A 22,075-nucleotide genomic window follows, 5' to 3' on the forward strand; every position below is an offset into this window, starting at 1 on the left:
TCCCGGCATGAGGGAAGCAAGGAACTAGAAATGTTGAACGACCTCACCACCGCTCTCCGTCCGGCCATCGTCCTGACGGTCCTGTTCGCCGCCCTGCTCGGGCTCGCCTATCCGGCAGCGCTCACCGGCGTCGGCCAGCTCGCCTTCCCGCACCAGGCGAATGGCAGCCTGATCGTCGAGAACGGCCGGGTGCGCGGCTCCGAGCTGCTCGGCCAGGGCTTTGCCGGCCCGGGCTATTTCCACGGCCGCCCCTCGGCCGCCGGCGCCAATGGGTACGACCCCACCGCTTCCTCCGGCTCCAATCTCGGCCCCACGTCGCAGGCGCTCGCCGATCGCGTCGCCAAGGATGTCGCCGCCAACCGTTCCGCACCAGGAAACTCGGTTCCCGCCGATCTGGTGACCACCTCCGCCTCGGGGCTCGACCCTGACATCAGCCCCGAGGCGGCCTTTTTCCAGGTGGATCGCGTCGCCAAGGCGCGCGGACTGAGCGTCGAGAAGATGCGGGCCATCGTGAACGCGCATGTCGAGCAGCCGCTGCTCGGCTTCCTGGGCGAACCGCATGTCAACGTGCTCGCGCTCAATCGCGATCTCGACAAGCAGGCGGCGCAGGGCGCAAAAGCCGCCGAGTGAGCGACGACGATCAGCGACCCGATCCCGATGCCCTTTTGCGCGTGGTTGCGCAGGAGGGTGTCGGCCGTCTGAAGGTATTCCTCGGCGCGGCGCCCGGAGTGGGCAAGACCTATGAGATGCTCACCGAGGCGGCGGCACGGCGCAAGGCGGGCATCGACGTCGTCATCGGTGTGGTCGAGACGCATGGCCGGATCGAGACCGAGGCGCTCGTCCAGGGGCTGGAGATCGTGCCGCGCCGCCCGGTCGAATATCATGGCCGGACCATCGCCGAGATGGACATCGACGCGATCCTCGCCCGCACGCCGCAACTGGTGCTGGTCGACGAACTCGCCCACACCAACGCGCCGGGCAGCCGGCACGACAAGCGCTACCAGGATATCGAGGAGCTGCTCGCAGCGGGGATCGACGTCTATTCCACCGTCAACATCCAGCACATCGAGAGCCTGAACGACGTCGTCGCCTCCTTCACCAAGGTGCGCGTGCGCGAGACCGTTCCCGACCGCGTGCTCGAGGCGGCGGACCTGGAGATCGTCGACCTGCCCCCCGACGAGCTGATCGAGCGGCTGCGCGAGGGCAAGGTCTATGTCCCCGAGGAAGCGACGCGGGCGCTGGGGCATTTCTTCTCCAAGTCGAACCTGACCGCGCTGCGCGAGCTGGCGCTCCGCCGTGCCGCGCAGGCAGTCGACGCGCAGATGCTCGACTATCTGCGCACGCACGCGCTGGCCGGCACCTGGGCGGCCAGCGAGCGGCTGGTGGTGGCGGTGAGCGAGCTGCCCGGCTCGGCTGAGCTGGTCCGTGCCGCCAAGCGCGTCGCCGACGGCCTGCGCGCGCCCTGGACCGCGGTGCATATCGAGACGCCGCGCACCGCCCGGCTGAGCGACGCGGAGAATGCCCAGATCGCCGCGACGCTGCACCTCGCCAGCCAGCTCGGCGGGCAGGTGGCGACGGTGCCGGCGGAATCGGTGCTGGAGGGCCTCAAGCGCTTCACCGCCGAGGCGCGCGCCACCCAGCTCATCGTCGGCAAGTCGGCGCGCTCGCGCTGGTTCGAGCTGCGGCACGGCTCGGTCGTCGACCGGCTGGTGCGCGAGACTCCCGGCATCGCGGTGCACGTGCTGCCGATGCTCGAAGCGCCTGCGCGCGGCCGGCACCTCCGCCCGCGCGGCCGATGGGGCTCCCCGGTCGACTATATCGTGTCGCTCGGCCTGGTCGTCGCGGTCACCGTGCTGGGGGCGACGATCTTCTCGCTGGGCAACATCACCAATATCGGGTTGCTCTATCTGTTGCCGGTGATGGTCGCGGCGACACGCTACGGCGTTCGCCCGGGCGTGGTGACCGGGCTGGTTTCGTCGCTCGCCTATAATTTCTTCTTCATCCCGCCGACCCGGACCTTCACCATCCAGGACCCGCAGAACATCATCACCGTGCTGGTGCTGATGGGCGTGGCAGTGGTCTCCAGCCAGCTCGCCGCGCGCGTGCGGGCACAGGCGGAGCTGGCCCAGCGCAGCGCCGCGCAGAACAGCACGCTGGCCGGCTTCGCGCGGCTGCTGACGGGGGTGAGCACGCAGGAGGACCTTGGCCAGACGCTCTGCGCCGAAGTCGCCCGGCTGCTCGACGTGAGCGCGGTGCTGCTGCTCCCCGAACATGGCCAGCTCGGGCTGCGCGCGGCCTATCCGCCCGAGGATCGCCTCGAGATGATCGAGCAGGCGGCGGCGCAATGGTCGTTCGACCACAACAGCCCGGCGGGGCGCGGGTCGGACACGCTTACCGCCTCGGAATGGCTGTTCCATCCGCTCGCGGCGGGCGGGCGCGCGCTGGGGGTATTGGGCGTCGCCCGCATCGACGCGGGCAATCCGCTCCGCTCGGATCAGCTGCCGCTGCTGCTCAGCCTGCTCGATCAGGCCGCGCTCGCCTTCGAGCGGATCGCGCTGGAGAGCGAGATGGCGATGGTCACGCAGCTCAAGGAGCGCGACCGGCTGCGTGCGGCCCTGCTCTCCTCGGTAAGCCACGACCTGCGCACGCCGCTCACCACCATCCTCGGTATGCTGGGCGAGATGCGGCCGGCGAGCGAAGGGCAGGGGGAGCAGCTGTCCGCTGCCCGCGCCGAGGCCGAACGGCTCAACCGCTTCGTCGCCAATCTGCTCGACATGGTGCGGATCGAAGCGGGGGCGCTTCACCAGTCGATCGAGCCGGTCGACCTTGCCGAGGCCGTCGCCGCCGCCGTGCACGACCTGCGGCGGGTGCTGGAGGACCATCCGGTGCGGCTCGACGTGCCGCCCGAGCTCCCCTTCGCTTCGGTCGATCCGCAACTCTTCCACCACTGCCTGATCAACCTGATCGAGAATGCCGGGAAATATGGCGATCCGGGCTCGTCGATCACGCTCACCGCGCGCCGCCAGCCGGGCAGCATGACGCTGAGCGTGATGGACGAGGGCCCCGGCCTGCCGCCGGGCGACGAGGCGCGGATCTTCGAGACCTTCACCCGGATCGAGGGATCCGACCGCAAGGGCGGCACCGGGCTCGGCCTGGCCATCGTGAAGGGATTTGCCGAGGCGATGGGGTTGAGCGTCTCCGCGGCAAACCGCACCGACCGGGGCGGGGCGATCTTCACCATCCGCTTCCCGGAAGCCCTGCTTCGGAAAGGAAATCCAGGCGAATGAGCCAGCAGGCGAAAATTCTCGTGGTGGACGACGAACCGGCGATCCGCCGCCTGCTCGGCGCGGGGCTGGGGCGTGCCGGCTACCGGGTGGTGGAGGCGGCGAGCGCGCGCGATGCGCTGAGCGCCATGCAGATCGACAAGCCCGAGGCGGTGCTGCTCGACCTCGGCCTGCCCGATCGCGACGGGCTGGAGCTGGTGCCGCTGCTCAAGGCGGCGGGCGCCTCCGTGCTCGTCGTCTCCGCGCGCGATGCGACCGAGCAGAAGGTCACGGCGCTCGACCTGGGCGCGGACGACTATGTCACCAAGCCGTTCGATACCGAGGAAGTGCTTGCCCGCGTCCGCACCGCGCTGCGCCACCGCCTTTCGGTGGAGGCCGAGATGCCGGTGGTGCGGATCGATGCGATCGAGATCGACCTGGGCGCGCGGCTGGTGCGCAAGGGCGGCGAGGAAGTGCATCTTACCCCCAAGGAATTCGGCTTTCTCGCGGAGCTTGCCAAGCATCCGGGGCGCGTGGTGACTCATGCCCAGCTGCTGCGCACCGTCTGGGGGCCGGGGCACGAGCATGACGTCGAATATCTCCGCGTCGCCGCGCGCGGCGTCCGCCGCAAGCTGGAGGATGACGCGGCGGCACCGTCGGTGATCCGCAACGAGCCGGGCGTGGGCTATCGCCTGATGGCTTGAACCCGGGGCCGGACCCGCCCAATGTGGGCGGGACGGGAACCGGGGGGTGCCTTGGCGCTTAACGACTTCATCGAGCGGGTCTTCGCCTGTTCCGCCGAGACCGCGCGGCAGATCGAGGCGCGCGCACGGCCGCGCGCCTATCCGGCGGGCAGCGCGATCGTTCGACAGGGCGAACGCTGCCACGACGTCCATCTGCTGGTCGTGGGACGGGCGCGCTCCTTCGTCATCTCGCCCGAGGGCCTGCTGATCCGCTTCTACGACTTCGCGCCCGGCGACCTGTTCGGCGCGCTGTCCGGGGCGCAGGACCATTTCAGCGAGATCTCCGCGCTGGAGGACCTCGATTCCGCCATCTTCGGCGGCGCGGACTTTCTGAGCCTGTTGGAGACGCACAGCTGTGTGGGGCTCACGCTTTCGCGGGCGCTGCTCCGCCAGCTGGCGCGGGTATCGGAGCAGATGCTGTCGCGCGCGACGCTTTCCGCCGCAGGGCGGGTGCATGAGGAACTCCTGCGCCTTGCAGGGGCGGACGGCATGACGATCGCGCCGGCACCGGTGCTCTCCGAACTGGCCGCGCGCGTCTACACCACGCGCGAGACCGTGTCGCGCACGGTCAGCGCGCTCGAACGGCGCGGCATCGTGCGGCGCGACGCGGATGCGCTGGTGATCGTCGCCCCGGCGCGGCTGGCCGACATGGTGGTCTAGGGGCCGTATCCGCCCAGGGCATGGAGAGAGAGCGTGGCGCCCGGCAGCTCGCCGATCGGCTCCAGGCGGGCGTTCTCGCCCGTCCCCGTGCTTGCGGCAAGGGCCGCACCGAGAAACTCGGAAAAATAGACTGCAGTCGAAGGGGTTACATCGAGTATCCGGTCGATGCGGCGGGCTGCGGAGCCCAGCACCAGCGTGCCTCCTCCAAAGGGGGCGGGCACGATCCGCAGGACGCCGAGATCCCCGGCGATGCGAACCGGGCCATCTTCGGCGAGTGCGGCACGGAGCCGGGTCGCATCGGCAGCGGCTTCGCGGGCCGATCCATAGTGGAGCACGACGCCGTCCGCGCGCCACGCGGGCGGGGCGATCAGGCCGATCGGCTCGGGCAGCGCCGCCAGCCGTTCGGCGACCCGATCGGCCGCGGTCTCGTCGTCCGGCCCGCAGAGGCTGATCGCGACGATGGCGACCAATTGCGGGGCGTCCGTCTCGCCGCCCGGCGTCGCGGCACCGGCGGGGACCCGGCCCGCGTCCAGCACATGTTGCGGACGGCCGGTCGCCGCCCAGCTCCGCGCGAGGCGTGCGCTGTTCGGGGCGGCCGGCGCGCCTTGCGACATCTCGCTGACGATCAGTTGCACGGCCTGTGTCTGCAGCTGGCGCGCGCGCATCACCGCGCCGCCCATGGCGAGCGCGTCGGCGAGTTCGCCCGTCAGCACAGGGTCGGCGTCGCGCTCCTCGCCGATCTCGCGCACCGTTGCCGCCTGCGCCAACAGGGCCTCGAAGCGCCCGGCGTTGCCGTCAAAGGCTTCGACCGACCGGCGGAGGAATGCCATGCGGTCGCAGGGCAGGGTGACGTGCAGCTCCGCGCCGCGCGCGAGCAGCCGCTCGGCGATCAGCATGTCGGCCCCGGCGGCCAGCGAACCATGGCCGAAGCCGATATTCTCGGCCGCCAGCACGCCGTCGATCGCGGCTGCCCGTGCGGCGTCGTCGTCGATCCGCATCTGTCCGGCATAGTGCAGCGTGCGCGGCGGGCGATAGGCATCGAGCCAGGCCGGATCGAGCGCCAGCTCGGCGAGGATCGTTGCGAACTGGCGCAGCGTGGAGGCATGATCCTCCCAGGCACGCGGCGCCAGCGCGATGGCGGCGCGGAGCGCGACCTCCGCTGCCTCGCGCTTGCCGCCGAGCAGCAGCGCTTCGGCACGGGTCGCCTCGAGATAATAGGGCGTGTCGGGCTCGCCGGTGCCGGCATCGAGCAGCGCGATCGCCGCGCCCGCCAATCGCCGGGCCGCCTCGCGGTCGCCCGCGATCAGTGACAGCGTCGCCGCGTTGATCAGCGGGTAGGTTGCCGGGCGAAGCTGCGCTGCGGCGGCATAGGCGTCCGCGGCACGGGCAGCGGCCTCGCGCCGCGCCGCGCCGGTCAGGCCCAGCGCGCGATCCTTGCGCAGCCGGCCGTGCAGGGCGAGCACGGCCGGATCGTCCCCGATCCGATCGAGCCCCGCGGAGCGGAAGAGCCGCCATGCCAGCTCCTCCGCTCCGGACCGCGCCAGTGCGGTGATCGAAAGCAGCGTCGGCGTCATCGGATGGATGCGCGCATCGGACTATCGGCCTCCGTTTCCGCGATTTTCCACATCGGGATCGATGATCACCGGCAGGCGGCGGATGACGCTGCCGTCCCGCGCGCGCTCGACGAAGTCGACATGGAGATTGAAGCCATGTTTCACGCCGGTCCCGCCCTGGTCCCACAGCCGGAGCGGCGTTCGCGCGCAGAAGGAGACTGCCGAGATCCGGCCGTCGCTGTCGCGGCTGTGCGTCCGCAGGTTGTAGTAGCGGGCATTGGCATGCTGCTGCTTGGTGGTGACGGCGTTCTCGCGCGCGAATTCCCAGAACTGCCCCTCGAGACGGATGACGACATAGCATTTGTAGACGAGCCCGAAATCCAGCGGGCCGCCCACGGGCTCTGTCGCCGGCGGGTTCCGTCCGATGAAGCCGCTTATCGCGGCCTGGATCGCTTCCGGGTTCGCGCCGACATGGGCGCCGGCGCCATCCTCGCCATCGTCATAATATTGCGGAACGAATTGCAGCGCCTGGACCACCGGCGCGATCGCGCCATCCTTGCCGGTGATTGCTTCGAGTTGAATGGATATCTTCTTGACGTGTGCGATATCGGATTCGGGATCGCCTTCCGGTAATTCGAAGAAATTCATTGTCCTTCTCCCTTTCTGGTACGCGCCTCACCGAGTTCCTGCTTCATCTCCGCCAGCGTCTGCGCGAGGCTGCGATTGGCCGGGTCTCCGGCAACGATCGCCTCCAGGTCGTGGATCGCCTGCGCCAGTCGCGTCTCGCCGCGTGCGACGGCACCCGTCTCCAGTTCGATCAGTCCGAGCGCGCGTTGCGACCAGATGCGCTTGCGGCGCAGCTGGGCATTGGCGGGGTCGGTGCGGAGCAGGTCCTCGATGATCGCCGCCTCGCGGTCGCGGTGCCGCCTCGCCGTGGCGGGGTCGTGGAGGCGGTGGAAATAGACGTCGGCGACCCAGGCGTGCCGGTTGGCGAGGCCGCGCAGCGCGTCGGCGTCACCGGGGCGCATCGCCGCGACGCGTTCCATCGCCTGCAGCGCCCGCATGCACAGGTCGAGCAATCCGTCCGTGCGGCGCATGTCGTAGCGGGCACTGCACAGGCTGCCATTGGCGAAGGCGACTTCCTGCAGGCTGCGCGCATCGTTCGGCGCGACGCGCGCCAGCCGATCGGCGAGCGCGATATAGGCCTGGAACGCGGTTTCCGCGCCGCGCAGGTCGTGGCGCTTGATTGCCAGGTCGCCGATCCAGAATTCGCTCTGCGCATGGGTGAAGAGCATCTCGGGATCGTCCGGCGTTCGCGCGAGCAGTGCGCCGGTGGTACGGCGCGCTTCGGCGAATGCCGCGGCCGCGGCCGGATCGTCCTTGCGGTCGAGATCGTCCTCGCCGATCGCGTGCAGGATGCGGGCGCGCCGGGCCAGGGCATCGGGCGGCAGCTCGGCAAGGTCCTGCGTGGAATAATAGGCCAGCGTGCGCCGGTTGGCGGCGGTGAGCACGTCGAGGCGGTTCACCGCCTTCAATCGCTCGCGGAGATCGGTTTGCATGAACTCGACCAGCCCTTCCGCGGCCTGTCGCCGCTGTTCCGCCTCGTGCCGCGCGCGAATCGCAACGACGCTCGACGCCGTCAGCGCTAGCAGGGCGATCAACGCCGCGACCGTGACGGCCGTCACGCGCCGCAGCCGGCGCTGGGCATCGCGCTGGACGAGTTCGCCGAGCGGCACGCCGGCCAGGCCGGCGAGCAGCTTGAGCAGGCCGAGCCGGCGCCCGTCGCCCCGGGCGCGGAAGTCTGCCGCCAGCGGTTCGTTGTCGCCGGCCCGGGCGAGCGCGGGAAATGCCGCATCGGGTTCACCGTCGACAAGGGCGAGCAGGAGCGGCGCCTGGGGATGCGCCGCGCGGAATGCCGCGATCTCGCGCGCGACCCAGGGCGAGGCGGCCGCGGCGGGCGAGCAGACGACGATGAGCGCTTCGGATGCCGCGATCGCCCGGGTCACGGCATCGCTGAGGCTCGTCGCTGCGGCGAACTCCTCCCGATCGCGGAAGATGGGCCCGAGCCGCGCCGGAACCGGGCCGAACGGCCCCGGCCTGCCGATCAGCCGGCGGGGGAAGCGATAGGATTCGAGCTTCCGGTGCAGCCAGCGCGCGATCTGCGCGTCCCGATGGCTGTAGCTGATGAACGCGCGATAGCGTTCCCCGGTCATGCCACGCTCCCCCTCGACCCCGCTCCCAAGCTGCCAGAGCGGGATGGCGTGTCAACGGGGGACTGGACCGTGCTGGTGCCGAGTGCAGGGATCGAACCCGCGACCTTCGGTTTACAAAACCGCTGCTCTACCAGCTGAGCTAACCCGGCACCTGCCTGAAACCCGCGGTGATCCGCAGGTCGCCCGCCCCTTGGTCGGCTTCGCCCGGGCGGTCAAGACCGAACTATGCCGGGCCGATGGGCGCGGGGCGCGTGACGATCCACAGCGCGCAGGCAGCCATCGCCGCCGCGACGCCGAGCGCCAGCCCGACATGGGGGCGCACCGAGATCCAGAACAGCACATAGCCCAGCGCGATGCCGGCACAGGCCGCGACCTTGCCGCGGCGCGGGATCGCGCCCTGCTCGCGCCATTGCCGGATCGGCGGGCCTATCCCGGGATGATCGAGCAGCCAGGCCTCGAGACGGGTGGAGCCGCGGGCGAAGCAGCCCGCCGCCAGGATCAGGAAGATCGTGGTCGGCATGACGGGCAGCAATGCGCCGATCACGCCGAGCGCGACGAAGAAGAAGCCGAGCGCCACCCAGAACAGGCGCGCCGCGCGGCTGCCGAGGCGCGGCTCAGGCGGGATGGCGGGCGACCCGGAAGGGGGCGGGGATCATGCGGTTCTCCTTGGCGGGCGGCGGCAGGGTGGCGCGCGCGGGGGCCGGCGTCCAGCCCCCGCGCGGATCAGCGCCGGCTGGCATGGCGTTCCGCCATGTAGCGGCCGGGCGACGTGCCCAGCGCCTTGCGGAACATGGTCACGAAGCTCGGTACGCTCTCATAGCCGAGATCGGCCGCGACCTGCTGGATCGAGGCGCCGCCCGCCAGCCACTTGATCGCGAGCATCACGCCCAGCTGCTGGCGCCAGCGGCCGAAGCTCATGCCGGTCTCGCGGTGGATCAGCCGGGCGAGCGTGCGCTCGCTCAGGCCGGCGCGGCGGGCCCAGGCATCGAGCGTCCCGCGCTCGGCCGGGGCGGCCATCATCAGGTCGACCACGCGGCGGAGGCGGGCATCGGCGGGCATGGGGAGGTGAAGATCCTCGATCCGGGCCGCGGCGATCTCGTCGAGCAGGACCGAGACCAGCCGGGCATTGGCGCCACTCTCCTCGTAGAGGGCGGGCAGGGCCGCGGCGCGGGCGAGCAGCTCGCGGAGCAGCGGGCTGACCGAGAGGGCGCAGCAGCTTCCGGGGAGGCCCGCCTCGGCGTCCGGGGCGATGAAGGCGTTATAGCCTTCCAGCGCACCCGTCGCCTTGACCGAATGGAGGGCGCCGCCGGGAATCCAGATGGCACTGCGCGGCGGGACGATCCACAGGCCGCCGTCCACCTCGCAGCTCAGCGCGCCGCGCTGGGCCAGGATGATCTGGCCCTTGGCATGGCGGTGCGGGGCGAGTTCGATGCTGCCGAACACCTCGGTGATGAAGCCATAGGTGACGACCGGGCGAGGCACCTCGTCCGGATCCATCCAATCGCTATCATGGCCCAGTTCGTTCAGGATCGGCATGCTTGCTTCCACGCGGATTGGCGGAATTGAATAATATTCTGTCCGTACTTCGCAATGACGACAATAATGCGAGCCATTATCAGTTGTTTTCGAACCCGTCGAGCCCGGAAGGATGGCGCAAGCGGCGGGGCCGTGACGAGGAATTCAGCGTGAGGACCATGTGATGCTGCCGATGGAATCGCCCGAACGCCCCGTAGCCAAGGCCCCCGGCCGGATCGGCCAGGCGTTGATCCGGCTGCTGATGAAGCGCGCGACCGTGACCGCCAGCGAGCGGCTCGCCCGGGACTTCCGGCTGATCACCCTGGAAGGCCCGGCGCTGGAGGGGGTCGCCTGGACGCCGGGGCAGAAGATCCAGATCGCGATGGGATCGGCGTTCACGGCGCGGACCTACACGCCGATCGAGTGGAATCCCGGGACCGGGCGCGCCTGTATTCTGGGCCATGTACATGGCGACGGGCCGGGCAGCGCCTGGGTGCGCGACGCGGCGCCGGGCGACATGTGCGACATCTTCGGGCCCCGCGGCTCGCTCGATGCCAGCCGGATGAACGGCCCGCTGGCGGTGTTCGGCGACGAGACCTCGATCGGCCTTGCCCATGCGCTTGCCTATCAGGATCCCGGGCGCATGGTTGCCGGCTATTTCGAGGTCGGCGACGTGGAGGGCAGTTGCCGGGTGGCCGAGCAGCTGGGTCTCGTCCGCGTCGCGCTGTTCGAAAGGACGGCGGACGATGCGCATGTCGGCGAGATGGAAGTGCGGCTTGCGACGCTGGCGGCCGGCGGCACCGGCTTCGTGCTGACCGGCAAGGCAGGCACCGTCCAGCGGCTTCGCCAGCGACTGAAGCGGCTGGCGGTACCGGCGAGCCGGATCGCGACCAAGGCCTATTGGGCGCCGGGCAAGACCGGGCTGGATTAGAGTTCAGCCTCGACCAAGCCCGTCATCCCCGCCTGCGCGGGGATGACGAAGGAAAACGTGAAGATGGCGCGGGAAAATCAGATACTTGTTTGAGTCCCCGCCCTACCGCTCGAGCTTCTCCAGCTGGCGCTTGGCATTGGCGTTGGTTGGATCCAGTGCGAGCGACCGCCGATAGTCGCGGATCGCGGCTTCCCGGCTGCCGGCGCGTGCATTGCCCTCGCCCAGGCTGTCCCAGGCATTGGCGTCCTGGGGATAGAGCACCGTGTTGCGCGCGAAGACGCGAACCGCATCGGCGATCTGGTTCTGGCGGAGCAGGCGGTAGCCGAGCAGGTTGAGGACCGATGGATCGTCCTTCCCGTTCCGCGTGCGGTCATATTGCGCCAGCGCCGCATCCACGCCGCGCCGGGCGGCGACGACGAGAAGCAGGTCCCCGGCGCTCGGTGGGCGGGCCGGATATCGCCAGCCCTGGGCATCGCCGACGACTTGGACGATGCGGTCGTAGATGGAACTGAAACTGTCCGAATTGCCGAGCAGGGCGATGCCCCAGCCCTTGTCGGCATCCATGAACATCAGCCCCTGAAAGCCTTCGTTCGCGCCGCTGTGGCGGAACTGGCCGGGATGGCCGCCATAGCCGACGCCGAAGCCCAGGCCGATGCCGCCGGGATTGCCGGGATCGTCGGGACAATGCGGGGTGAGCATCTCGCGCGTCATCGCCTGCGACAGGACATGGTTGGCCTTGCCTTCGCGGGAGAGCGACACTTCGATGCCCAGCCGGGCCAGGTCCTCCGCGGTGGTCCACAGGCCATCGGGGGCGAGTTCGGGATAGACATGCCATTTGCCCGGGGTGACGGCGCCGTCGGGCCCGGTGCCGCTGGCGGCGCGCGCCGCCAGTTCGGGGGGCAGGGCCTGGGCGAAGCTGCTGCTCGTCATGCCGGCGGGGCGCAGGACGCGTGCGGCCATGAAATCCTCGAACGACTGGTCCGCCGCCTCGCGGATCATCAGTCCCTCGATCGTCACGCCGCCGCCCGAATAGAGGCACTTGCTGCCGGGCTCCGCGATCACGCGGACCGCCGGGCTGTTGGCGGGTGGCTTGCCGTCGAGGATCTGCTCGATGCCCGGCACCGCGGTGCCCTGCGCATAGCCGGCAAAGCCATGGACGTTCAGGCCGGCATTGTGAGTCATCAGCCGGCGCAGCGTGACTTTCCGGGTGGCCGCGAGCGGGCTCTCGGGCAGTTTCCAGCGCTTGAGCTGGGTGTTCACATCGACGTCGAGGGAGAGCCTGCCCCGCTCGACCAGCCACAGCGCCCCCATCGCGGTGACCGGTTTGCTGATCGAGGCGGCCTGGAACAGCGTGGCCGGGGTGACCGCGGTGGTGCCACCGGTCTCGGTCACGCCGAAGCCGGCCGAGAAGGCGATGCGATTGTCCTGCACCACCGCAACGCTCATGCCCGGCACGCGAAAGGCCTGCATCAGCTCGGCCAGCGTCACGACGAGCGGCGGCTCGCCAGGCGCCATGTCGATGGTCAGCATCACCGTTTCGGGCGTGAGCAGCGGAGCCTGCCGGGCCTGAGCCTGAGCCTGGGCCTGAGCGGGGGCGGTCGTCGCGAGAAGGGCCAGGGCAGCGCCGGGGATTGCGACGGAGCACAGGGCTCGGTCTATCAATTGCATCAGAAGCTCCCGCGTATGGTGAAGGTGAAGATCGGCCCGATCAGCTGGTCGTTATGTTGCCGGAACACCAGCGGAGTCGCATTGCGTCGCCCGGCATAGACCTGGCGATCATAATAGTGCCTGCCGTTGAGGACATTGCCCACCTGCGCGCGCACGGTGAGGCCGAACACGTCCTTGTGCTCGACAAAGACGTTGGCGAACCAGGGGCCTTCGTTCTCGCGGTTCACTTCGGTGAGATAATAATAGGCTGTATTGTGATTGAGGCCGGCCGTGGCGCCCCAGGCGAAATCGCTGTTCGGCAGGTCGTGGCGGAAATCGAGTTCGGCCCAGCGATCCTGCGTCCCGCTGATCGGGCGCATCTCGCCGGTGAGCGGATCGCGGACCCGGGCGATCTCGAAGCCCAACGTGGCGTCGAGCCGGGCGCCGGGCAGGCCCAGGGGCGCGAACTGGATCGTGCTGGTGCTCTCCATTCCGAAGCGCGTCGCCCGCGGCAGATTGCCGACGCCCTCGCCATCCGCGCCGATCGGCACGATGTCGACGATATCCTCGACTGCGTAATAATAGGCGCGCAGCCGGGTCTTGCCCGCGTCACCCAGCGTGCGGCCGACCTCCATTTCCGCTTCCCAGCTCTGCGGCGGGACGAGTTCCGCGTTGCCGGCATTCTGCCGCTCGGACTTGAGGTTGGGCTGGGCCAGGAAGTCGTAGAAGCTGATCTGGCCGACCCGGCGGCGCAGCTTGAGGCTGAGATCCCACTGCTTGTCCGGCCGCCACCCGAGCGTGACGCTGCCCTTGGGCCGGAAGAAGTGCCGTGCGGGCAAGTCGCCATCGACTCGCTCGAGCGTGCTGAACTCGCCGCCGCCGGCGACCTGGAGGCTGATTCCCGCGCCGAGCGGGCGGCTGAACGTCACCATGCCCTCGTGGCGGACTTCGCGCACGATCCCGCTGCCGCCGGGGAAGGGAACCGGCACGAAGCTCCCCTGCGGATCGAGCTTCGCGAGCGAGCCGCGCTGATCGAGGCCGTTGGCCGCGCGTTCGAGCGACACTTGCCAGTCGCTCCCTCCCATCTTCCACCCATATTCGGCACGGGCGATGGTTTCGGTGATGTACGAGTTGCGCCCGAAACGGGTGCCCTGATCGGGCGCGCCGCTCGCGAAGCTGTCCACCTGGGTGGAAATGAGCGGCTCATGGTCGAAATGGCGCAGGCCGATGATCTTGAACCGGCCGGGCCCGAGCGGGAATTCATAATCCGCGTTGACGTCGTACATCCAGCCGTCGAGCCGGTTCAGGCGCAGGCGGGTGCCGTCATTGCCGTCGGCACGATAGCGCCGCTCGAAATCATAGACCGGGCCCCAATAGGGCGAATAGTTGAGGATGAGATGGCCCTTGGCACCGCCCGGCCCGTCGAAGCCGAGCCTGAGCTTGGCGACGAGCGTGTCCGATTCCGAATGATACACTTCCTCGCGGCGCTCGATCAGCGATCCGTCGGCGGCATGGAACAGCTCCGGCCCGCCGAGCCCGCCGCGCCCGGTCTGGTCCTCGAGCGATAGCGTATAGTCGATCCCGCGCGCCCTGCCCGTGTAGCTGACATTGCCACGGAACAGATTGGGGCGCGAATAATGGGCGCGGAAGTCCGGCCGCCATTCGAACTGGCCGCCGGCCTTGCGGGCCTGTTTGAGGATGATGTTGGCGACCTGGCCGGCAAGCCCGGCGATGCCGAGGGTGGAGGCGTCGACGATCTCGATCCGCTCGACATTGGCGGCGACGATGCGCTGGAGCTCGGCGATCGCGCCACCGGTCTTGTTGGCGATGCGCTCGCCGTTGATCAGCACATTCTCCGACGCCTGGCCGAGGCCGCGCTCCTGGTCCGCGCTGCGGATGGTGAAGCCGGGGACCCGGACGAGCATGTCATAGGCGGTCCGGGGAACGAAATGGGCGAAGTCCTCGGGAGCGAAGACCTGTTTGGCGACGGGCGGCGCGGTGGTGGTCTGGGCAGCCGCGCTCACGGGGAGGAGCGCGGCGCCGGCGAGAAGCAGCGCAGCTGGACGCATGTGGGGGAAGCTGCGCGGCGATCAGTTGCGCAGTGTGCGCAGCTGGACGAGCTGATCGGGCGTGGGCTGCGTGATCCCGATCTTGCGGGCGCGGCGCACGTCCTCGGCGGTGACGCCCACCGCCTTCATCTCGACCAGCCGGTTCGCCGGCAGATCGGCGTAGCCGATCGCGGCCAGTTCGCGAACATAGGCGGGCGTGACGCCGATCGCCTTGAGCTGCACGGCCTGGTCGGCGGTGAGGTTGCGCAGCCCCGCGCCCGCCATGTCCGAGAGAAACTCGGGCGAGACGCCGAGTGCCTTGAGTTCGATCAGGTTCCTGCCGCGGAGCTTGCCCAGCCCGGCGCGCAGCATCTTGCCGGCATAGTCGGCATCGATGCCGAGCGCGGCGAAAGCGGTTAGGTCTTCGAGATTGTCGGGGCGGAAACCCTGGTGCGCAAGGTCGGCGACATAGGCCGGAGTGACGCGAAGTGCGGAAAGGGCGACGAGCTGGTTGATCGTCGGCTTGGGATAATCGGCCTGGGCCAGCGCTTCGACCAGCGCCTTGTTGGCGCCGACGAGCGTCAGGTCGAGCGATTCCTTGAAGCTCGGTTGGCCGATGCCGCGGCCGGCGAGATAGCGCGCGAATTCGGCGGCGGGCGTGAAGGTGCAGTTGCCGGTGGCGATCCGCTTGTCGGCATCGCCGGCACAGTCGAGCCGGCCGGGCTCGCGGGCCATGGCGAAGCGGACCGGGCCATTGGCTTCGAGCGCGCGGCCGTCGAGCCCGAGCTGTTCGTGGCTGACCTGGGTGTTCATGTTGCTGCGCGGGCCGAAGGTAAGGCGCAGCTCGAAACGGGTGCCGCTGGCTTCGAGCTGGAGCTTGAAGCCGATCGGCGTGGACGCAGTGACCGGGTCGCGGGCACGATCGCCGGCGATGGCGGTGGTGGCGAGCAGGGTAACGGAGGCGATGACGGCAAGAACGCGGTTCATGGCATTTCTCCTAGTGCAACGGGCAAGCCGGGGGCGTCCGCCCCGGACGGGGCGTTGGCGCTTCGGCAATGGGCAGGTGAAAGGGCGGGCTTAGTTGTCGGGATTGGGGTCCGGATCGGGATGCGGATTCGGATTGGGCCGCGGATTGGGGTTGGGACCGCGCTTGCGGCCGTTGCGGGTGAGAGCGAGCGTGTCGATCTCGACCGGCATGCCGGCGCTGCGCAGGCGGCGGACATCGTCGGCGCTCACGCCCATGCCGGCGAGCGCGACATAATCGTCCAGCTGGCCGCGGAAGCCGGCCGACACCAGGCTGCGGACATAGTCGGGATTCACGCCCACCGCCCGGGCCGAGACGATGTCGTCGAACGATCGGATGCGCAGGCCGGTGGACATCATCGCCTGGACATATTCCGGCGTCACGCCGACGGCGCGCATGCTGGTCGCGTCGTCGAGGCTGATCGGGCCGAGCTGCGGCGCGGCGCGGCGGATCGCCTCGATATATTCGGGCGTGACGCCGACCGCGCGGGCGCCGATGATCGCATGGAGTTCGCGGTCGCGGCCGTCGTCGTTCCGGGCGTCGCGATCCTGGCGGGGATCGGCCTGGGCGAGGGCGGCTACCGGCGTGGGAGTGGCCGCGGCAAGGGCGGGCGCGCGTTCGGTGGCCGCCGGAGCCGGGGTCGGGGCCGCATGGGCGGCAGGCGACGTGGCGGGCGCGGCGACCGGGCTCGCCGCCAGGCGCGTGCCGGCATTGCTCTCCCGTACGGGCTTGGCGGCGTCGTGGCTTTCGGCGGCGCCGACGGTCAGCGCGGCAAGCGGGGCGGCCATCACCAGCATGCCCGCGCCGAAGCCGGCGATCCACGAGCCCTGGGCGCGGCCGCGCGGCAGCGTTGCGTCGAGGACGCGGCCGACACGGCGCTTGAGGCTGCCCTTGCCGGGCGCGACGCCATGCGCGCCGAGCAGCAGTCCCTTGCTCTCGTGCCGGGCGACGCGGACGAGCAGCTGGGCATAGTCGGGCGCATCGATGTTCGCCGCGAGCACGGCATCGTCGGCGGCTTCCTCGCGCAGCTGGTGCGCTTCGCGTGCCAGCCGCCAGGCGAGCGGGTTGAACCAGTGGATTGCGGTGGCGACGCGGGCGAGCATCAGCTTGGCCCAGTCGAGCGCGGAGACGTGCGCCAGCTCGTGCGCGATGATCGCTTCGGCCTCGTCGGTGGCGGCGAGCGCGTCGGCGCTGAGCAGGATGGTGGGGCGGGCAAGGCCCCAGGAGATGGGCGAGGGCAGGGCATCGCTCACCAGCAGCGCGGTGCCGCTCTTCATCCCCATGCGGCGCTGGGCATGGGCGAGCGCGCTCAGCCAGACCGGGTCGACAAGGACTTCGGCATCGGCGCGTAGGCGGACGAGGCGGAGCAGCGCGACGATGGTGAGCAGCAGCAGCGCCAGCACGGGCAGGGCATAGGCATAGCGCTCCCAGCCCTGCGGCAGCGTGAGCCAGGGCTGAGCGGCGGCAGGGGCCCCGGCGGCGCTGGTGGGGGACGACGGCAATGCGGCAGGCGCCCCGTCGGCGATCGACGGCTTCGCGGCCAGCGGGCGCGTGACCTGGGCGGCCGGCGCCTCGAATCCGCTCTGGACAAATTCGGGCATCGGCAGGCGCATGGACGGCAGCACCAGCGTGGCCAGCGGCAGGATCACCAACCCGGCCAGGCCAAGATGCGCGATCAGCGAGCGTTCCGCCGCCGAACGGCTGCGGGTGAGGCGGAGCAGGATCAGGGTGATGCCGGCGATCACCAGCGACTTGAGCACGAGGCCGAGCAACGCGGTCATGGTCAGGCTCCCTTCTTGGCGCGCGCCGCGGCGATCATCGCCTCCAGCTCGTCGAGATCGTTTTCGTCCAGCTTCCCGCTCATGCCGAGCAGGGCGCTGGCGGCATGGGTGGTCGAACCGTTGAAGAAGGTGCGCACGACATGACCGAGCGCATTGACGCTCGCCTTGCTCTCGGCCTCGACGGGCGAGAACAGATAGCCGCGCTCGCTCTGTTCGCGCCGCACCGCGCCCTTCTGCTCGAGCCGGGTCAGCATCGCGCGGACCGCCGAGGCGGAGAGCTTGTCGGGCAGGGCGTCGCAGACGTCGGACACCGCCATCGCACCCCGCTCGTAGAGCAGGTCGACGATCTGGCGTTCGCGGGGCGGCAGGTTGTTCAGCATGAGAATCCCTTTACGCTACATTTGTAGTCTACGCTACATTTGTAGTGCATGCAAGCCCCTTCGGCGACATGCGCAGGGTGCCGGGATATGCGATGGAATGGCGCCCCCGAGCGACCATTGCTGCCCGGAAACCTTCGCTTTTGCGCAAGGTCTCGTAGAATTGCATTCGCGCAGCGGGGACAGCGATGAACAAGCAGCACGACTATTACCAGGCCCGCGCGGCGCTCCAGCGCGAAATGGCGGCGGAACTGACGGGTTCCGCTCGCGAACAGCACCTGACCCTGGCGGCGATGTACGAGGCGCTGGCCACCGAGCCGAAGCGCGGGGCCGTGGCCGAACTGCCGGCGAAGGTGGCGGAGCCGGAAGTGGCGGAGGATGAGCGCGCCTATCTGCAGCGCCGGGCGCGGGAGGAGCGCGCGCGGGCAGCCGACAGCGACGATCCCGGCGTACGGCGCATCCGCTTCGAGATGGCGGACGAATATCTCCGGCGGGCGGACGCGCTGAAGCGGGGCTGACATTGGCATCGGGACGCCCGGCTCCCATCTTGGCGGAACATGCCGACACAAGGATTGCCGATGCCCCGCTCCCTAAAGATCGATTTCGTCTCCGACGTCTCCTGCCCCTGGTGCGTCATCGGCCTGAAGGGCCTGGAAGAAGCCCTGGCCCGGACCGGCGACCTGGTCGCCGCGCAGATCCGGTTCCAGCCGTTCGAGCTCAACCCGGACATGGCGCCCGAGGGCGAGAATATCGGCGAGCACATCGCGCGGAAATATGGCTCCACGCCCAAGCAATCGGCGGCGAACCGCCAGATGATCCGCGACCGCGCGGCGGCGCTGGGCTTCACGATGAACGGTTCGGCCGACAGCCGCATCTACAACACGTTCGATGCGCACCGGCTGCTCCACTGGGCGGCGATCGAGGGCGGCCAGGCGGCGCTGAAGCATGCGCTGTTCGAAGCCTATTTCACCGACCAGCGCGACCCGTCGGACCATGACGTGCTCGTTGCCGCGGCGGAGAAGGCCGGGCTGGACGGCGCGGCCGCGCGTGAGGTGCTCGCTTCGGGCCGCTATGCCGCGGAGGTTCGCCAGGCCGAGCAGCTCTGGCAGGGACGTGGCATTCACTCGGTGCCCGCGATCGTCATCGACGACCGATGGCTGATCTCGGGCGGCCAGCCGCCCGAGGCTTTCGAGCAGGCGCTCCGCCAGATCGCGGCCGAGCCCGTCTAGGCGGGCGCCTATGAGCCGGGTGCGCCCGGCGGGTTCTGGCCGCGTGCGCGGAACTGCGCGGCGGTCATCCGCAGCCGCACCACATCGCCGTCCAGCCAGGCCTCGCGGGCATAGATGCGCCGTTCCATGAACGGCCGCTCCTGCGCGGTGAAGAAGCTGGCGTTGGGCTCGTAGAAGCCGACAGGCGAGGGAATGTGCGCCGTCTCCGCGACGAGCACGCCGTCCGACGAATAGACCTTCATGCCGGTGCGCAGCTTGAGCACGGTCGGGGCGGGCGGCGTCTTGGCGGCCGGTTGCGCCGGTCTGGCCGCCTGTTGCGGCGCCGCCGCGAGGCAGGAGAGGATGAGGAGGACGGCCTGCATGCAAATGCTCCCTGGAGAACGGCCCCGCGACGGGTGCCCTTTGGGGGACGCTGCTGGCTCGGCGGCGCACGCACATCGCCCATGCGACGAAAATGCGCCTGGCCGCGATCAATGACGGCTCAGGGGACGCCGAAGGTCCAGCCTTCGGTGCGGGCCAGTTCCGGCGTCAGGCCGGCAGGCGTCCAGAGTTCCGGCCGGCCGGCGACATGCCGCAGCCAGGCCGCGCCGAGCATCGCATCGGTGGCGTGATCGTCATAGCGGGTGAGCGGCGCATGGGCTCGGGAGCCGAGCGCGGCCAGCATCCCGTCCAGCGTCGCGGCGTCGCGGATCTTGGAGATGCCCTTGCGCATGCCTGCGGCCCGGGCCGCGAGCGCGGTGTAGATTTCCACCAGCACCGGGCCTGTCTCCGGCAGCGGATCGAAGGGCCAGATCGGCACCTGCCCGCGGAGGCGGTGCAGCACGCGCATGCCCGTCAGGCTCGACTTCCCGACCTGGCTCGCGCCGACCAGGTTGAAGCAGCTATAGGGCGATAGCCGCATCGCGGCCTGGCCATGCTCGCACACCCGAAAACGGCCGCGGCCGGGCGGGAAGAGGTCGCCGCAATCGCCCTTCCGGCGGAAATGGCGGCGCGCCTCCGGGTGGCTCACGAAGCTGCTGGCGGCAAGGTGCGGGTCTTCGGCGGAGAGTTGGTCGACCAGCTTCCACAAGGCGGGTCCGTCGGGCGGGGAGCGTTCCCAGCCGGGAAAATACGCGCCTTCGTCGACCAGCGGGAAGGCGGGGGACAGGTCGAGCCCGATCAGCGCCCGCGTGCCGCCGTCCGCCAGTTCGGCGAGCCAGTCGGCAGTGTCCTGGCGCGACCAGGCGCGCTCGACCAGTTCGGGCGGACCGGCGCCGGCCCCGGCGCGCGCCACGGCGAGCCCCCTGGGCCGCTCGACTGCCTGGCCCGACCAGTCGATCGCGATGAAATCGGTGAAAGCGGGCACCTAGTTCCTCGGAAGGAAAGGAGGAGCGCTCATGGCCGCTCCGCCATTCCGGCCGCGATGCGCTGGGGCTTCTTCGCGCGGTCCCACCAGGCGCGCTGGATATAGAGTTCGATCCGCTCGCGACTGTCGGTTCCGTAGCGCACGAGCAGCATCGGATAATTGGCGTAGTGAGCGGTCTGCCAGAAGGTCTCCGGATCGGTTTCGAACAGGATCTCCTTCTCGGGGCTGGTGACCATCAGCCCGAAGCTGCCCTGCTCGCGCCCGGGCGACATGAAGCCCTTGCCGTTGATCTTGGGGCAGGGCGTGCCCCACCATTTCTCCATCACCACGTCGGGCAGCGTGAGGGCATAGGCAGTGGCGTCTTCCCAGTCCTTCATTCGCCCGATTTCCTTCCGTCGTCCCGCCGCCGCTCGCGCATCTCGTTCCACCAGGCGATGCGTTCGGCGATGCGTTTCTCATGGCCGCGATCGGTGGGGGTGTAGAAGGTCTGCGGCGCCATCTCCTCGGGCCAGTAATCGTCGCCCGAGAAGCCGCCCTCGGCGTCGTGATCATAGGTATAGCCCTTGCCATAGCCGATGTCCTTCATCAGCCGGGTGGGGGCGTTGAGGATGTTCTGCGGCGGCATCAGCGAGCCGGTCTCCTTCGCCGCGCGCCACGCCGCCTTCTGCGCGGTATAGGCCGCGTTCGATTTGGGCGCGGTGGCGACATAGAGACAGGCCTGGGCGATCGCCAGCTCGCCTTCGGGAGAGCCGAGGAATTCATAGGTGTCCTTGGCCGCGAGGCACTGGACCAGCGCGTTGGGATCGGCGAGGCCGATATCCTCCACCGCCATGCGCACCAGCCGGCGCAGCACGTAGAGCGGTTCCTCGCCGGCAGTGAGCATGCGGGCGAGATAATAGAGCGCCGCCTGGGGATCGCTGCCGCGCACCGATTTGTGCAGCGCGGAGATCAGGTTGTAATGCCCCTCGCGATCCTTGTCGTAGACCGCGACGCGGCGCTGGAGGAAGTTCGACAGGCCGGCGGGATCGAGCGGCGCCTCGAACCGTACCGAGAACAGAGTCTCGGCCTGGTTGAGCAGGAAGCGCCCGTCGCCGTCCGCGCTTGCCACCAGCGCGTCGCGCGCTTCGGGGGTCAGGGGCAGGGGGCGCGCCTCCAGCGCCTCGCCGCGATCGAGCAGCAGCGTGAGCGCCTCATGGTCGAGCCTGCGGAGGATCAGCACCTGCGCGCGGCTGAGCAACGCCGCGTTCAGCTCGAACGACGGGTTCTCGGTGGTCGCGCCGACCAGGGTGACGGTGCCGTCCTCGACATAGGGCAGGAAGCCGTCCTGCTGCGAGCGGTTGAACCGGTGGATCTCGTCCACGAACAGAAGCGTGCGCCGGCCGAGCCGGGCATATTCCTTCGCCTCGGCGAACACCTTTTTGAGATCGGCGACGCCCGAGAAGACCGCGCTGATCGCGACGAAGCGCAGGCCCACCGCATCGGCGAGCAGGCGCGCGATCGTGGTCTTGCCGGTGCCGGGCGGGCCCCAGAGGATGATCGACGAGAGCTTGCCCGCCGCGACCATCCGCCCGATCGCGCCTTCGGGACCGGTCAGATGCTCCTGCCCCACGACATCCTCGAGCCGTTGCGGGCGCAGCCTGTCGGCCAGCGGGCCGGCGGCACTTTCGGGGGCGTGCGGCGCCTGTTCCTCGGTCGCGAAAAGATCAGCCATCGTCGGCACAGATAGGCCCGGCGGGCCCGTTTTCC

22 protein-coding genes and 1 tRNA gene are annotated in these 22,075 nt (G+C 69.7%); 7 read left to right on the top strand and 16 right to left on the bottom strand.

The annotated features are described in order from the left end of the window. The first annotated feature begins 30 nt into the window (after window positions 1–30). The 4 genes from kdpC to FHR20_RS03245 are packed head-to-tail and all read left to right on the top strand — an operon-like array spanning window position 31 to window position 4,666. Window positions 31–630 carry a potassium-transporting ATPase subunit KdpC gene (gene kdpC, locus FHR20_RS03230; protein ID WP_167298190.1) on the top strand — a complete coding sequence of 200 codons (600 nt, stop codon included), beginning with the start codon at window positions 31–33 and terminating at the stop codon, window positions 628–630. After that, on the top strand, window positions 627–3,287 hold the full coding sequence (locus FHR20_RS03235; protein ID WP_167298191.1) for a sensor histidine kinase: 2,661 nt from the start codon (window positions 627–629) through the stop codon (window positions 3,285–3,287). The genes kdpC and FHR20_RS03235 overlap by 4 nt, the downstream gene beginning before the upstream one ends. After that, window positions 3,284–3,967, top strand: a complete 684-nt coding sequence (locus FHR20_RS03240; protein WP_167298192.1) for a response regulator — start codon at window positions 3,284–3,286, stop codon at window positions 3,965–3,967. The genes FHR20_RS03235 and FHR20_RS03240 overlap by 4 nt, the downstream gene beginning before the upstream one ends. Before the next feature lie 51 nt (window positions 3,968–4,018). Further along, a complete protein-coding gene (locus FHR20_RS03245; RefSeq protein ID WP_167298193.1) occupies window positions 4,019–4,666 on the top strand; it encodes a Crp/Fnr family transcriptional regulator in 648 nt (215 codons plus the stop codon). Here the strand turns inward: FHR20_RS03245 and FHR20_RS03250 are convergent. The 7 genes from FHR20_RS03250 to FHR20_RS03275 all read right to left on the bottom strand — a co-directional run bounded on the left by FHR20_RS03250 (window position 4,663) and on the right by FHR20_RS03275 (window position 9,968). Then, on the bottom strand, window positions 4,663–6,240 hold the full coding sequence (locus tag FHR20_RS03250; protein WP_167298194.1) for a tetratricopeptide repeat-containing protein: 1,578 nt from the start codon (window positions 6,238–6,240) through the stop codon (window positions 4,663–4,665). The two genes, FHR20_RS03245 and FHR20_RS03250, sit on opposite strands and share 4 nt — an antisense overlap. 21 nt (window positions 6,241–6,261) lie before the next feature. Beyond that, window positions 6,262–6,867: a nucleotide synthetase gene (locus FHR20_RS03255; protein ID WP_167298195.1), complete on the bottom strand. Its 606-nt coding sequence runs from the start codon at window positions 6,865–6,867 to the stop codon at window positions 6,262–6,264. Further along, complete coding sequence (locus FHR20_RS03260; RefSeq protein WP_167298196.1) at window positions 6,864–8,432, bottom strand: toll/interleukin-1 receptor domain-containing protein; 1,569 nt, start codon at window positions 8,430–8,432, stop codon at window positions 6,864–6,866. The genes FHR20_RS03255 and FHR20_RS03260 overlap by 4 nt, the downstream gene beginning before the upstream one ends. Window positions 8,433–8,505: 73 nt before the next feature. After that, window positions 8,506–8,581, bottom strand: a tRNA-Thr gene (locus tag FHR20_RS03265). Between the two features lie 74 nt (window positions 8,582–8,655). Then, window positions 8,656–9,009: a YbaN family protein gene (locus tag FHR20_RS03270; protein WP_341786397.1), complete on the bottom strand. Its 354-nt coding sequence runs from the start codon at window positions 9,007–9,009 to the stop codon at window positions 8,656–8,658. Between the two features lie 37 nt (window positions 9,010–9,046). Continuing rightward, window positions 9,047–9,172, bottom strand: coding sequence for a hypothetical protein (locus tag FHR20_RS22990; protein WP_279589383.1), 126 nt, complete (start codon window positions 9,170–9,172; stop codon window positions 9,047–9,049). Continuing rightward, window positions 9,156–9,968: an AraC family transcriptional regulator gene (locus FHR20_RS03275; RefSeq protein ID WP_167298197.1), complete on the bottom strand. Its 813-nt coding sequence runs from the start codon at window positions 9,966–9,968 to the stop codon at window positions 9,156–9,158. Before FHR20_RS03275 ends, FHR20_RS22990 begins: the two co-directional genes overlap by 17 nt. A 163-nt stretch (window positions 9,969–10,131) precedes the next feature. On the opposite strand from FHR20_RS03275, the gene FHR20_RS03280 reads away from it, so the two are divergent. Further along, entirely contained in the window at window positions 10,132–10,878 is a 747-nt protein-coding gene (locus tag FHR20_RS03280; RefSeq protein ID WP_208413382.1) for a siderophore-interacting protein, read from the top strand. A gap of 102 nt (window positions 10,879–10,980) precedes the next feature. On the opposite strand, the gene FHR20_RS03285 is transcribed toward FHR20_RS03280, so the two are convergent. From FHR20_RS03285 to FHR20_RS03305, 5 genes are all read right to left on the bottom strand, one after another. Then, window positions 10,981–12,546 carry a serine hydrolase gene (locus tag FHR20_RS03285; protein WP_167298198.1) on the bottom strand — a complete coding sequence of 522 codons (1,566 nt, stop codon included), beginning with the start codon at window positions 12,544–12,546 and terminating at the stop codon, window positions 10,981–10,983. Further along, window positions 12,546–14,594 carry a TonB-dependent receptor plug domain-containing protein gene (locus tag FHR20_RS03290; protein WP_167298199.1) on the bottom strand — a complete coding sequence of 683 codons (2,049 nt, stop codon included), beginning with the start codon at window positions 14,592–14,594 and terminating at the stop codon, window positions 12,546–12,548. The genes FHR20_RS03285 and FHR20_RS03290 overlap by 1 nt, the downstream gene beginning before the upstream one ends. Window positions 14,595–14,615: 21 nt before the next feature. Further along, on the bottom strand, window positions 14,616–15,560 hold the full coding sequence (locus tag FHR20_RS03295) for a hypothetical protein (protein WP_167298200.1): 945 nt from the start codon (window positions 15,558–15,560) through the stop codon (window positions 14,616–14,618). A gap of 90 nt (window positions 15,561–15,650) precedes the next feature. Then, complete coding sequence (locus FHR20_RS03300) at window positions 15,651–17,378, bottom strand: M56 family metallopeptidase (RefSeq protein ID WP_167298201.1); 1,728 nt, start codon at window positions 17,376–17,378, stop codon at window positions 15,651–15,653. Window positions 17,379–17,380: 2 nt separating this feature from the next. Beyond that, on the bottom strand, window positions 17,381–17,758 hold the full coding sequence (locus FHR20_RS03305; RefSeq protein WP_167298202.1) for a BlaI/MecI/CopY family transcriptional regulator: 378 nt from the start codon (window positions 17,756–17,758) through the stop codon (window positions 17,381–17,383). 185 nt (window positions 17,759–17,943) lie between these two features. On the opposite strand from FHR20_RS03305, the gene FHR20_RS03310 reads away from it, so the two are divergent. Beyond that, window positions 17,944–18,273, top strand: coding sequence for a hypothetical protein (locus tag FHR20_RS03310; protein WP_167298203.1), 330 nt, complete (start codon window positions 17,944–17,946; stop codon window positions 18,271–18,273). Between the two features lie 60 nt (window positions 18,274–18,333). Beyond that, a complete protein-coding gene (locus FHR20_RS03315) occupies window positions 18,334–18,984 on the top strand; it encodes a DsbA family oxidoreductase (protein WP_167298204.1) in 651 nt (216 codons plus the stop codon). A gap of 8 nt (window positions 18,985–18,992) precedes the next feature. Here FHR20_RS03315 and FHR20_RS03320 read toward each other — a convergent pair whose 3' ends face one another. From FHR20_RS03320 to FHR20_RS03335, 4 genes are all read right to left on the bottom strand, one after another. Beyond that, the gene (locus FHR20_RS03320) at window positions 18,993–19,346 is read right to left on the bottom strand and encodes a hypothetical protein (RefSeq protein ID WP_167298205.1); all 354 of its coding nucleotides are present in this window, start codon (window positions 19,344–19,346) and stop codon (window positions 18,993–18,995) included. A 119-nt stretch (window positions 19,347–19,465) separates the two neighbouring features. Then, a complete protein-coding gene (locus FHR20_RS03325) occupies window positions 19,466–20,329 on the bottom strand; it encodes a hypothetical protein (RefSeq protein WP_167298206.1) in 864 nt (287 codons plus the stop codon). Window positions 20,330–20,358: 29 nt separating this feature from the next. Then, on the bottom strand, window positions 20,359–20,706 hold the full coding sequence (locus FHR20_RS03330; RefSeq protein WP_167298207.1) for a hypothetical protein: 348 nt from the start codon (window positions 20,704–20,706) through the stop codon (window positions 20,359–20,361). Beyond that, window positions 20,703–22,040, bottom strand: coding sequence for a replication-associated recombination protein A (locus FHR20_RS03335; RefSeq protein ID WP_167298208.1), 1,338 nt, complete (start codon window positions 22,038–22,040; stop codon window positions 20,703–20,705). Before FHR20_RS03335 ends, FHR20_RS03330 begins: the two co-directional genes overlap by 4 nt. Between the last annotated feature and the right edge of the window lie 35 nt (window positions 22,041–22,075).

Origin of the sequence: Sphingomonas leidyi (assembly GCF_011761945.1) — a bacterium.
Classification (GTDB): Bacteria; Pseudomonadota; Alphaproteobacteria; order Sphingomonadales; family Sphingomonadaceae; genus Sphingomonas; species Sphingomonas leidyi.